This window comes from Vibrio sp. OPT18, assembly GCF_015163615.1.
Classification (GTDB): Bacteria; Pseudomonadota; Gammaproteobacteria; order Enterobacterales; family Vibrionaceae; genus Vibrio; species Vibrio coralliirubri.
The window spans coordinates 5396-16841 of sequence record NZ_JADDYK010000053.1 but is presented as its reverse complement, the minus strand read 5'-3'; the positions used below and the strand labels follow the sequence as shown (position 1 = coordinate 16841).

General features: G+C 43.7%; 13 protein-coding genes. 4 read left to right on the top strand and 9 right to left on the bottom strand.

All coding sequences use genetic code 11. The features are described 5' to 3' along the window. The first annotated feature begins 99 nt into the window (after positions 1-99). From IQQ51_RS13265 to ttcA, 4 genes are all read left to right on the top strand, one after another. Complete coding sequence (locus IQQ51_RS13265; RefSeq protein ID WP_048612081.1) at positions 100-927, top strand: hypothetical protein; 828 nt, start codon at positions 100-102, stop codon at positions 925-927. After that, the gene (locus IQQ51_RS13260; protein WP_193841313.1) at positions 920-1768 is read left to right on the top strand and encodes a glucosaminidase domain-containing protein; all 849 of its coding nucleotides are present in this window, start codon (positions 920-922) and stop codon (positions 1766-1768) included. Before IQQ51_RS13265 ends, IQQ51_RS13260 begins: the two co-directional genes overlap by 8 nt. Positions 1769-1891: 123 nt before the next feature. Beyond that, a complete protein-coding gene (locus IQQ51_RS13255) occupies positions 1892-2542 on the top strand; it encodes a DUF2987 domain-containing protein (protein ID WP_193841312.1) in 651 nt (216 codons plus the stop codon). 321 nt (positions 2543-2863) lie between these two features. Beyond that, positions 2864-3757 carry a tRNA 2-thiocytidine(32) synthetase TtcA gene (gene ttcA, locus IQQ51_RS13250; RefSeq protein ID WP_017059635.1) on the top strand — a complete coding sequence of 298 codons (894 nt, stop codon included), beginning with the start codon at positions 2864-2866 and terminating at the stop codon, positions 3755-3757. A 122-nt stretch (positions 3758-3879) separates the two neighbouring features. On the opposite strand, the gene uspE is transcribed toward ttcA, so the two are convergent. The 9 genes from uspE to ccoO form a co-directional block, all read right to left on the bottom strand. Then, positions 3880-4830 carry a universal stress protein UspE gene (gene uspE, locus IQQ51_RS13245; RefSeq protein ID WP_017070547.1) on the bottom strand — a complete coding sequence of 317 codons (951 nt, stop codon included), beginning with the start codon at positions 4828-4830 and terminating at the stop codon, positions 3880-3882. A 132-nt stretch (positions 4831-4962) separates the two neighbouring features. Then, positions 4963-5709, bottom strand: a complete 747-nt coding sequence (locus IQQ51_RS13240) for an FNR family transcription factor (protein WP_017059637.1) — start codon at positions 5707-5709, stop codon at positions 4963-4965. 86 nt (positions 5710-5795) lie between these two features. Next, on the bottom strand, positions 5796-6470 hold the full coding sequence (locus IQQ51_RS13235) for a sulfite exporter TauE/SafE family protein (RefSeq protein ID WP_017059638.1): 675 nt from the start codon (positions 6468-6470) through the stop codon (positions 5796-5798). Beyond that, the gene (gene ccoS / locus IQQ51_RS13230) at positions 6460-6696 is read right to left on the bottom strand and encodes a cbb3-type cytochrome oxidase assembly protein CcoS (protein WP_193841311.1); all 237 of its coding nucleotides are present in this window, start codon (positions 6694-6696) and stop codon (positions 6460-6462) included. The genes IQQ51_RS13235 and ccoS overlap by 11 nt, the downstream gene beginning before the upstream one ends. Next, a complete protein-coding gene (locus tag IQQ51_RS13225; protein WP_029235846.1) occupies positions 6696-9068 on the bottom strand; it encodes a heavy metal translocating P-type ATPase in 2373 nt (790 codons plus the stop codon). Before IQQ51_RS13225 ends, ccoS begins: the two co-directional genes overlap by 1 nt. Before the next feature lie 5 nt (positions 9069-9073). Further along, complete coding sequence (locus IQQ51_RS13220; RefSeq protein ID WP_017059641.1) at positions 9074-9553, bottom strand: FixH family protein; 480 nt, start codon at positions 9551-9553, stop codon at positions 9074-9076. A gap of 108 nt (positions 9554-9661) precedes the next feature. After that, positions 9662-10636, bottom strand: coding sequence for a cytochrome-c oxidase, cbb3-type subunit III (gene ccoP, locus IQQ51_RS13215; RefSeq protein WP_017063857.1), 975 nt, complete (start codon positions 10634-10636; stop codon positions 9662-9664). Then, the gene (locus tag IQQ51_RS13210; RefSeq protein ID WP_004733679.1) at positions 10636-10809 is read right to left on the bottom strand and encodes a CcoQ/FixQ family Cbb3-type cytochrome c oxidase assembly chaperone; all 174 of its coding nucleotides are present in this window, start codon (positions 10807-10809) and stop codon (positions 10636-10638) included. Before IQQ51_RS13210 ends, ccoP begins: the two co-directional genes overlap by 1 nt. A gap of 9 nt (positions 10810-10818) precedes the next feature. After that, positions 10819-11439 carry a cytochrome-c oxidase, cbb3-type subunit II gene (gene ccoO / locus IQQ51_RS13205; protein WP_017059643.1) on the bottom strand — a complete coding sequence of 207 codons (621 nt, stop codon included), beginning with the start codon at positions 11437-11439 and terminating at the stop codon, positions 10819-10821. Positions 11440-11446: the final 7 nt, after the last annotated feature.

Below are 11446 nucleotides of genomic sequence, written 5' to 3'. Positions count from 1 at the left end.
TTCATATTTTAGTTTGTATCCGACATATGAGTATAATGAAGGTAATTTTTTATCAATAAGTTAGGTGGCTTCGCTTAATCGGCACACCTAGGTATCAATATGAACAACGACATCGAAAAAGATTTTAATTTGGGCGGTAGTATCAACCGTGCACTTTCTGGCGATTATGAGCTCAAAGCAACGGCTGTATTCCAAGAAGCTTGGAAACATACGATAAGTCACTTTCTTTCGTTTTCCCCTGCGATTATTGCTTTGATGTTTGTGCAGCTCGCTATCTTTTATATCGCACTAAAACTACAGCTTGGTGATCCTGCGGTTATCTTGGATGCGGTTATCGACCCAGAGTCGTTCACGCCACAAATCGTTGAATCGATTTTTATTGCGAATTTTAGCTATGAAGTGATCAGTGCGCCTATCTATGCCGGTATCTGTTTAATGGCAATGAGCCACGCCGCTGGCCTACAAACCAAAGTACGCCACATCGGTAAAGGTTTGCAGTTTACGGTTCCCGTGATTCTAGTGACTTTGTTTAGCCTAATGCTTCAAGGCATCGCAGGTATGATTCTGCCGTTCTTGTCGATCTACTTCTCACTTGCGTTCAGCCATTCAATTCTTCTGATTTGTGATAAGAAAGTGCCGCCAATGCAATCGCTGCTGCTTTCATTAAGAGCGGTAAACAAGAAGATATTTGTAGTCGCGTCTATTTACCTAATGGTTATGTTGATGTTCATCGTGGCTGCGATGATGTACGGCATTGGCTTAATCTTCGTTCTTCCGTTCTTCTTCCACGTGAAAGGTATTCTTTACCGTGAGATGTTTGGCATCAAGTTGAAACTGATTGCTTCAGATCGTCCAAAGAGCGATGACGATAACAACGACAGCAATAACGACGACAATAACAAAAATCCACAGGTGTTCGATGCATAAAGACACACAGGCAAGCACAAGTAAATCACTTGCGCTTAAAGTGACGGCACTGGCTCTTGTTGGCTCTATTTCACTGATTGGTCCTTATATTTACCAAGAAGAAGAGCGTCGACGTACGACAGAACAGAGCTCCAATTCAGCAGACCAGTTTGGTGACTTGACGGTTTCTTCGAGCACACCAAACTTTGCGGCCATCGAAGATGTGAATGAGAAAAAGGACACGTTCTTTTCGTTCCTACGTCCGAGCATCAATATCGAAAACAAACGTATAACCAAAGAACGCGCGTTTTTAACTAAGCTCTCTGAGTCTGGTTTAAGCAGTATTGATTCTGAAGACGCGTCTTATGCGAAAAGGTTAGGGAAGTTATACAGCTTACCTGTACCTAGTGAAGGTTTAGATCAAGCATGGCTGACAGAGATGCTTAACCGCGTGAATGTACTGCCAGAGGCACTTGTACTGACACAAGCTGCGAATGAGTCAGCTTGGGGAACATCGCGTTTCGCCACCAAAGCCAACAACTATTTTGGACATTGGTGTTACACCAAAGGTTGTGGCCTTGTTCCGCTACAACGTAACGAAGGTAGCTCGCATGAAGTCGCAACTTTCTCTTCAAGCCAAGAATCCGTACATCGTTACTTCATGAACCTTAATCGTAATCGCGCTTACGCCGATCTAAGATCGATTCGTGCAAAACTTGCTGCACAAGGTGATGATCTTTTAACAACCGCAACGGCGACAGAGCTCACCAATGGCTTGTTAAAATATTCTGAGCGAGGTTCCGACTATGTGACTGATTTACAAGCTATGATCCGTCACAACGAGGTATACTGGAAAAAGTAACTCATTTTGATACCAACTTGGTTGCCTTCGATAGTCGGCTTATACCAAGTAATGTCACAAAAAGAGCAGCTCATTGGCTGCTCTTTCTATTTATAAACGCTCAACTTCGACAAGATTATAATAATGAAAAAGACAGCACTCGCTTTATTAGCCTCATTAAGCCTTGGGGTTTCTCTTCCTGCTTCAGCGCAAGAATACATGTTCACGTATTCTAAGCTTTATACTCAGCTGAAAAACAACACCAAAGAAGGGCATGATGATGTCAAAGTTGCGGTCTTCTTTGTTGATCAACAAGCTCAGCAAACCTGTCACATCAGCAAAGCTTGGATGGAAAAAGAAGAACATTACGAAGAGCTAAAAGTCTCTCCAGCCAATGAACTGCTTCTACCGGTAGATAAAAACCTACGCTCGGCGAATCCTCTTATCTTTGTACAAACACAAGAACAAGAGTGTGCGTACTCTTTGGTTGTGATGACTCAAGAGCCTTTAGCTGGCACGGTAGAAGTTGCACAAATAGAAAACCTATTGCCACAGATGCAGGCGATGCTTGAAGACGTCAGCGGTATGTTCTCTGGTTGGTTCACACCAGATATCCAAGGGCTAACGCTGGAATTCGCTAATAAGCTGGAAGGTAACATCGAGCTTTCAAATGGTAAGCAACTACCAATCAAAGAAGGGCGAGCGAAATTCACCTTAGAAGAACTAAATGGAAGTGACAGCATCACGTTACCAGAATCAACAGTTCGCGTATTGCCGTACATTCCCGCGCAATAATTTTTAACGGAATCATTGTTAGTGAAGTAAAAGCTTAGCGAAATCATTCCCCTAAGTTTTTTGCGACATATCTTAAAGCAGCCTCATCGAATAAGATCAGGCTGCTTCTCTTTATCTGTAATACCAACCGAGAGCTTGTGAAGCCGCGTTTCTCTGCCGTTTAGGGCGCTTATCTAACAACAAAAGCAGAATCTTTCTATTACTCAGCTTGTTTATCCTGCCGTTACTATTTCAACATCAAATAAAAATCCGTATAATCCACGCCCTAAAACAGTCCCACTAGCAATCTACAGTCGGTAATACGACGGTGTGAGAGTCGCAATGAACCAAAACGATAATAGAAAAGAAACACTTGAATTCAACAAACTTCAGAAACGTCTGAGAAGAAATGTTGGAAATGCCATCATCGACTACAACATGATCGAAGAGAATGACGTAGTAATGGCATGTATTAGTGGCGGTAAAGATTCATTTGCGATGCTAGACATTTTGCTACGTTTACGTGAAGCAGCACCGATCAAATTTGATGTTGTGGCAGTAAACCTAGATCAAAAACAACCTGGGTTCCCTGAACACATTCTTCCTGAGTACTTTGAAACACTGAACATTCCTTACTACATCGTAGATAAAGACACGTATTCAGTGGTTAAAGAGAAAGTGCCAGAAGGCAAGACGACGTGTGGCCTATGTTCTCGTCTTCGTCGTGGTACTTTGTACTCATTCGCAGAGAAGATTGGTGCAACTAAGATCGCTCTGGGTCACCACCTAGACGACATCGTTGAGACTATGTTCCTAAACATGTTCCACGGTGCGCGCCTAAAGGCTATGCCACCAAAGCTTCGTTCAGATGATGGTCGTAACGTTGTTATTCGTCCACTGACTTACTGTCGTGAAACGGACCTAATTAAATACGCTGAGCACAAAGAGTTCCCAATCATTCCTTGTAACCTATGTGGCTCTCAAGAGAACCTACAGCGTCAGAACATTAAAGCGATGCTAATTGATTGGGATAAGAAAACGCCAGGTCGTGTTGAGAAGATCTTCAAATCTATCCAGAACGTAAGCCCAAGCCAGCTAGCTGACCGCGAGCTGTTTGACTTCGTGAACCTTCCACTAGACCGTAGTGAAGACCGCAAAGCATACGAATTCGAAGAAGCTGAAATCTCATCATCTAACATTGATGAGTCAATGTTCATCGACGTAACGAATGTTTAACCATTAGATTGGATAAAGATGATGTTAGCCATTCTATATTTGGAATGGCATTGCTCTAGATAAACAAAAACGCCTCAAGCAATGCTTGAGGCGTTTTTTTATAAGTTAAACTTGTCTCTAACTTAACCTTTCGAAAGGTTAGGGTCCAGTGGGCTGACGTAACCAGACGGTTTAAGGGCCAACACATCACAGTTAATCTTGTCGATAACATGTTCCGCTGTATTACCAATAAATACGGCAGACAAGCCAGTACGACCCGTTGTGCCAAGGATCACCATCGCAGCGTTATTTTCAGAAGCGACACGAGGAATAACATCTTCAGGCAAGCCTTGCTCAACCACAGTTTGTTCTTCACACATACCGTGCTTCTGGCGCAACGCTTTCATTGCCGTTAAGTGATGACCACGAACTGCGTCGGTATAAGACGTTGGATCAAACTCTGGCAGTTCAATGGTGATATTCGCAGGTGTCACTGGGTAGGCATTCACCAAGAAAGGTTCCGCATCCAAACGACCGGTGATCTCTAGCAATCTGTCGACCATCGTATCGTTAAGCTCTAAATGAGCTTCTGTTTCAGAACCAACATGAACTGAAGCAAAAATCTTCGCGTGATCTGGCCAGAAATCGTTTTTAACCAATAGCACTGGGCTAGGGCACTTTCTCAACAGATGCCAATCAGTTGGAGTGAAGATGACAGATTCCAAAGTATCATGCTTACGCGTACCTTTGATTAAGATATCATGCTCGCCACTATACACCTCGGCAATGATCGCTTCGTACGGGCGGTTGTGCCAAACCACTTGTACATTAAATTCAATAGAATCATCTAGGTAAGGTTCTGCGACTTTATTCATCCAAATTTCGCGTTGATGAATTACGCCTTTGCGCATTGCATCTCTTTCATCGATAGAGAGCATAGATGTCATTTCATACGAGAAGTCGTATATCGACAAAAAGAAAGTGATGTGGCTTGTTGAGGTGCTTTTCTTAGCAAGTTGGATAGCACGAACTAGAGCAGGTTGCTCGTCGTGATTAATGTCTGCGACAACTAAAATTTTGTTATAGATACTCATAACTAAGCCTACTTTTCAGACCGAACATATAAATAATGTAGCGTAGTTATGGAGAGATTAAGAGAAATATAAGAGGTTTTAAGAGAGAAACATGATGTAGCTCATTATTGAACTACATCATTGATATCTAGACTATTCTTTTGAAACGCCAGCAAGTTCCATCAACGCATCGTGATCTTCGATAGTGATATATTTGCCTTTAACGCTCAAGATGTCTGCTTTTTGGAAACGACCTAAAAGACGGCTGATTGTTTCAACAGTCAAACCAAGGTAGTTACCAATATCGCCACGAGTCATCGTTAGGCGGAACTCACGCGGGCTGAAGCCACGTTGAGAGAAGCGAGTAGAAAGGTTGTAAAGGAATGCAGCAAGGCGCTCTTCCGCGTTCTTCTTAGAAAGAAGCAGAATCATTTCTTGGTCACCTTTAATCTCGTTACTCATCAGGCGCATAATTTGCTGACGCAATTTAGGCATTTTTCCTGATAGGTCATCAAGAATCTCATATGGGATTTCACATACCATAGAAGTTTCTAGCGCTTGTGCGAAACTAGGGTGTTGGTCACCAGTAATCGCATCGAAGCCAACAAGATCGCCCGCTAGGTGGAATGCAGTAATCTGCTCATCACCTTGCTCGGTAATCGTGTAGCTCTTGATCGTTCCAGAGCGAATAGCATATAGAGATTTAAGCTCGTCACCGGCTTTAAATAACTCTTGGCCTTTTTGAATAGGCTTTTTTCTCTCAATGATCTGATCAAGTTGATCGAGTTCAGATTCATTCAAAGTAAACGGAATACAGAGCTGGCTAATACTACAATCCTGGCAATGGATCGCACAGCCACCAGACTGAACACGCTTCGTCACAGGCTTTTCAGAAATCATAACAATCTTTCACTATTTGATATACGTCAATATTTTAGCATTCCTTTATCCAGTTGGGTAGTAAAAAAACCGGATTTAAAGATTGCCTATACGGTATAAATAATGAGCTGCAATGCCATATATCCGGTATAGAAACCATAAAGGAGGATTAAAATTGCGCCTAATTGGCGAAATAAGTCAGCTTGTTGCAGTTTTTTGAGGAAATTAGCGCCCATACCTACTGTGAGCATTGCTGGAAGCGTACCTAAACCGAAAGCAAGCATGATACCAGCTCCGTTGTACCAACTTCCTGATACGGCTGCCCACGTAAGCATCGAGTAAACTAAGCCGCATGGTAACCAACCCCAAATAAAGCCAAACGGCAAAGCGTGACTAGGGTGCTTCAATGGTAGAAATGATTTACCTAAAGGAGAGATATAGCGCCATAGCTTCTGTCCGACTTTTTCAAAGAACAACAAGCCGAACCACCACTTACCGATATACAAACCTAAGACGATCATAAAGCCAGCAGCAAATAATCGCAGCCAACCCAGCAGAGCGTTAAAATCGCTTAGCTGACCTATCGAAGAAATTGCACCGCCAATCACACCGCCAATCACGGCATAGCTCAGTAAACGGCCTAGGTTATAAAGTAGGGGAATAACAGGGGAAGGTTTACTGTTGCCAATCGAAAGAAGCGACGCAATACCACCACACATTCCCATGCAGTGGCCTGCGCCGATCAATCCAACAACAAAGGCTCCGATCCAATCAGGCGTCATCGTTCTTTTTGTCTACGTTAGTTTGGCTTTCGCTGTTAGCTTGCTCATTATTGACAGGTTTGCTATCAGAATAGTTGTGAGCCTTTTCGTCTTCATCAAACAGAATGTTGTGACCTTGACGTTCTAGATCTTCAAACTGTTCGCTCTTCACCGCCCATAGAAAAATACCAACAGCAATGCACACCAGTACAATTGCAATGGGGATCAGAATGTATAAACTTTCCATTATTTACCTTGCTCTTTTAAAAGCCTTAACGAGTTAGACACAACAATAATAGAGCTGGCAGACATGCCCACAACGGCAATGTATGGAGCAACCAAACCCGCGACAGCCAATGGAAGGATAAGTAAGTTATACCCTAATGACCAAGCTAGGTTTTCACGGATTATCTTACGCGTTTTTAATGCCAAAGTACGCGACTTAAGTAATCTATCGAGCTTATCACCCAATAACACCATATCTGCAGAGGCTTTCGCCACATCGGTACCGCCGCCCATAGCGACTGAAAGGTGGGCTCCCGCAAGAATAGGGGCATCGTTAATACCATCGCCAACCATCATAGTAATGTCACTTGCATCTCGAGAGTTCAAGTAAGCAAGTTTATCTTCAGGTTTCGCGTTAGCAACAATATCAGTAATACCGATCTCTTCAGCAACAGGCTTCGCGTTAATCAAAGAATCGCCAGTAAGCAGAGTTGTTTTGATACCCGCTTCTTTAAATTGCTTAATAAACTCGATGCTTTCTTTACGAATGGGATCTTCATAAGTGAACGTCGCGATATGACGGCCCGCCATCGACAAGTAAATGCCGTTGCTTTCCGATGGTTGAGCTTCACCTAGAATGAATTCACTACTACCAATCGCAACTTCTTGGCCATTCCACTCACCAGTGATGCCTGAACCAATCACGTTATTGACAGACTCTACTTCGATCTCATCAGAAAGATGAGTCTTGAACGCTTTCGCAATAGGGTGGTTAGCGTGTTGTTCCAGGCTCGCCGCTACTTTGAGACAAGTGTCTTTATCAAGTTCAGCGAAGGTTTCAACTTGGCTGATACGAATATCACCCTCAGTCAATGTGCCTGTTTTATCGATGATCAAGTGATTCACTTTGCACAAGGTTTCGAATACGTGGCCTTTGCGCAGCAAAATACCGAAGTTACCCATGCGAGAAGTGGAACAGGTAATCGCCGTCGGTGTTGCAAGTGACAGAGCACAAGGACACGTTGCGACCAATACCGAAAGCATGATCCAGAAAGCGTCTTCTGGTCGTGTTTGGTGCCAGTAAAACCAAGTCCCGAATGAGATGATTAAGATCACCGCAACAAAGTATCGCGCCACAACATCAGCAATTTCTGCGATGCGAGGTTTAGACAATTGCGCTTCGTCTTGCAGGCGAACGATATTGGAAATAACCGAATCCGCTTTTGACGTCATCACTTCCAATTCAAACGATTCATCACCATTCAATGTACCAGCGAAGACGGTGTCGCCTTCGTTTTTGACCACATGGATAGATTCGCCAGTCAGCATCGATTCATCGATATGGACTCTGCCAGATAATACTTTGCCATCGGCAGGAATGTGTTCACCCGGGAGAACGCGAATTTGGTCGCCAACTTTTAAGGTTTTTACCGGAACTTGTTCGCCATCTAACGTTGTTGCCATAGCAGGAACGAGCTTAAGCAGGTTACCACTAGCAGCTGCTGCTTTACGACGAGCTCGCATTTCAAGGAAACGACCAAGCAGTAAGAAGAAGGTAAACATCGAGATGGATTCGAAGAATACTTCACCTTTCTCTGTCACCGTTGCGACCAAACTTGCAACGTAGGCAAACAACAGAGCAATCGATACAGGTACATCCATACCCAATGTTCGACCTTTGAGGCTACGCCACGCATTGATATAGAAAGGCAATGCAGAGTAGAGCAGAACCGGTGTTGCGAAGATTAAGCTCACCCAACGGAAGTAACTTTTGAATTCGGGCTCAAGGTTACCAAAGACTTCAAGATAAAGCGCCACAGCCAGCATCATGACCTGCATGGTTGCTAAACCAGCAATACCAAGACGATAGAGATAATTCTTCATCGAACGATGATAGGCGGCTTCTTGTTGATCAGCTTCGAATGGTGCGGCTTTGTAGCCTAAGGTATGGATTGCAGACAACAGCTCGCTCAGTTTAGTCTGAGTGTTGTCCCAACTGAGCAGGGCGCGGTTAGTCGTGGTATTAACACGAATACTAACAACCCCTAACTTTGAAGAGACTTGCTTCTCAATAAGCCATGCACAAGCAGCACAAGAGACACCTTCTAGTGACAATGTCACTTCAGAGGTGTTTTCAGAGTTACGGACGAACTCCAATTGAACATCTTCGTTGTCGTAATGACTAAGTGCCAGAAGTTGCTCTGGCACTAGATCCGCTTTTTCAGCTGGAGCGGTACGATATTGGTAGTAAGAGACCAAACCGCTATCAACGATTGTCTGGGCCACGGTTTCGCAACCCGGACAACACATAGGTCGCACCGATCCTAAGATTTCTACTTTAAAATCCGTTTCCGCTGGTACATCTTCACCGCAGTGATAACAGGATTCACACATAAGCTTTAGTTCGTTAGTTGAGTAGGAGTATCAATAGGGAAGTTCATGCGACCTTGCACTAACCATTCAGAATCATGCGGAGAAAGCTCGATAAACCATGGACCTTGCATTTCATGGTCCAGAGTCAACGTGTAGTTGCCTCTCGCATCAGCGGTCAGTAGCTGAGTAAAATCACGGTCAGGCAGCGTTCGGTGCACGAACATTGCGCTAATAGCAGGGAAGTGGTCTAGTTTGCCTTTGTCGAGAGTAATGATAACAGAGTTACCTTTCTCGCTAACTGAAGCTGATAGGCCAAGCTCTTTAGCAACATTTACTTTCGAAATGTCGACATTAATACCTTTACCTTTTTTATAATAATCTTCAGTGACAACGTTAACTGAATGGTTGGTAAGTATCGCGACTCGAACCAATGTTAGCATAGAAACGCCAACGGTTAGGAAGATCAAAAACCACGGCCAAAACTGCTTATACCAAGGTTGTTCCATATTATTATTCTCAATATATACAATGAAATAAAACTAATTTTTACAAACACTTAAGGTTATAACTGTAAAAGAAAGACAGCCCCTTAAGAAGGGGCTGTTATTATTATGTTACTCTTTATCTGAGTTGCTGAGGCTCCAGACGTAGGCAGAGACGAGCTGAACCTTATCCTCACCGAGGATGTCCTTCCAAGCCGGCATTACACCAGAACGTCCGTACATGACTGTTTCCGTCACATCAGCGCGAGAATCGCCGAATAGCCAGTCACGGTCAGTCAAGTCAGGTGCGCCAACAGCAGGGTTACCCTTACCATCAGTACCGTGACACGCTGCACACACTACAAAGCGAGCTTTACCAGCTTCTGCTTCACGAGCGTTTACGCTACGACCTGAAAGGCTAAGCGTGTAGCTAACTACTTCTTTTACGCCTTCTTCGCCAAGAGCGTCTTTCCAACCTGGCATTTGACCGACACGACCATGCATGATGGTAGTAACGATAGCTTGTGGTTCACCACCATATAGCCATGCGTCATCAGTTAGGTTCGGGAAACCTTTCTGACCACGTGCATCAGAGCCGTGACACTGAGAACAGTTTTGTAGGAACAAACGTTGGCCCACTTTGATTGCATCAGCATCTGATGCAATGTCAGGGACAGAACGTAGACCATTTTCGTCGTGAGCTAGCTTTCTGAATGCTTCACCAAAGTAGGTGTCTGCATCATCAAGCTCTTTCGCGTATGCGTCTAACTGTTTGTTTGCTTGCGCAGCAGCGATTGCAGAGCGAGACTCTTCTACGCTACGAACTGTTTGGTTTGAACTCGTCCAACCTAGTAGACCTTTAAAGTTGCCAAGGCCTGGGTATAGAGCTAGATAAACAGCTGCAAACACAATTGTGCTAACGAAAAGGTATGTCCACCATTTAGGTAGCGGGTTATTAAGCTCACGAATACCATCGTATTCATGGCCCATATCCTGACCTTCTTCTACACCTGTTTTATCGTTGGAACACCAACGAAGTAAGGCTGCACAGCCAATCAATGTACCGATTGTGATTACTGTTACCCAAATACTCCAGAATGTACTCATTACTTCGTCACTCCTTGATTTTTATCTTTCGCAGGTGCTTCATCAGCGAACACTAGGTTTGCATCTTCGTCGAAGCGCGACTTACGATTTTTACCGAAAGCCCACCAAACGATGCCGATGAAACAAGCAAAAACAGTAACAGTCCAAACACTTTGAAATGTAATAATGTCCATAATTATTCCTTATTTCATTGCGTGGCCAAGCGATTGAAGGTAAGCGATGATTGCATCCATCTCTGTTTTTCCTTCAACATCTTGTTTAGCGTTAGCAATTTGTTCGTCTGTGTAAGGAACACCAAATTGATTACGGAAGATTTCAAGCTTCTGTTTAGTCAATTTGCCATCAAGTACATTCTCAGCAAGCCATGGGAAACCAGGCATGTTTGATTCAGGAACAAGTTCACGAGGGTCGATAAGGTGAACGCGATGCCACTCATCAGAGTAACGATCACCAACACGCGCTAGATCCGGACCAGTACGCTTAGAACCCCATAGGAATGGGTGTTCCCAAACACTTTCGCCAGCTACAGAGTAGTGGCCGTAACGTTCAGTTTCAGAGCGGAAAGGACGAATCATTTGGCTGTGACATACGTTACAACCTTCGCGAATGTAGATATCACGACCTTCCATTTCCAGAGCAGAGTAAACACGTAGATTTTCTACAGGTTCAGTAGTCTGCTTTTGGAAAATAAGTGGGGTAATTTCTACTAAAGCACCAAAACTGATAGCAATAACGATAAGAATCGCTAGTAGGCCAACGTTCTTCTCTACCAACTCATGGCGATTATTTGAATTTGAGCTCATTCTAAAT

Coding starts and splice junctions, on each gene's coding strand:
- IQQ51_RS13240 (WP_017059637.1), bottom strand. CDS start 5,709: ATGATTTCTGAAAAGCCTGTGACGAAGCGTGTTCAGTCTGGTGGCTGT.
- uspE (WP_017070547.1), bottom strand. CDS start 4,830: ATGAGTATCTATAACAAAATTTTAGTTGTCGCAGACATTAATCACGAC.
- ccoP (WP_017063857.1), bottom strand. CDS start 10,636: ATGAGTACATTCTGGAGTATTTGGGTAACAGTAATCACAATCGGTACA.
- IQQ51_RS13220 (WP_017059641.1), bottom strand. CDS start 9,553: ATGGAACAACCTTGGTATAAGCAGTTTTGGCCGTGGTTTTTGATCTTC.
- IQQ51_RS13210 (WP_004733679.1), bottom strand. CDS start 10,809: ATGGACATTATTACATTTCAAAGTGTTTGGACTGTTACTGTTTTTGCT.
- ccoO (WP_017059643.1), bottom strand. CDS start 11,439: ATGAGCTCAAATTCAAATAATCGCCATGAGTTGGTAGAGAAGAACGTT.
- IQQ51_RS13235 (WP_017059638.1), bottom strand. CDS start 6,470: ATGACGCCTGATTGGATCGGAGCCTTTGTTGTTGGATTGATCGGCGCA.
- ccoS (WP_193841311.1), bottom strand. CDS start 6,696: ATGGAAAGTTTATACATTCTGATCCCCATTGCAATTGTACTGGTGTGC.
- IQQ51_RS13255 (WP_193841312.1), top strand. CDS start 1,892: ATGAAAAAGACAGCACTCGCTTTATTAGCCTCATTAAGCCTTGGGGTT.
- ttcA (WP_017059635.1), top strand. CDS start 2,864: ATGAACCAAAACGATAATAGAAAAGAAACACTTGAATTCAACAAACTT.
- IQQ51_RS13225 (WP_029235846.1), bottom strand. CDS start 9,068: ATGTGTGAATCCTGTTATCACTGCGGTGAAGATGTACCAGCGGAAACG.
- IQQ51_RS13265 (WP_048612081.1), top strand. CDS start 100: ATGAACAACGACATCGAAAAAGATTTTAATTTGGGCGGTAGTATCAAC.
- IQQ51_RS13260 (WP_193841313.1), top strand. CDS start 920: ATGCATAAAGACACACAGGCAAGCACAAGTAAATCACTTGCGCTTAAA.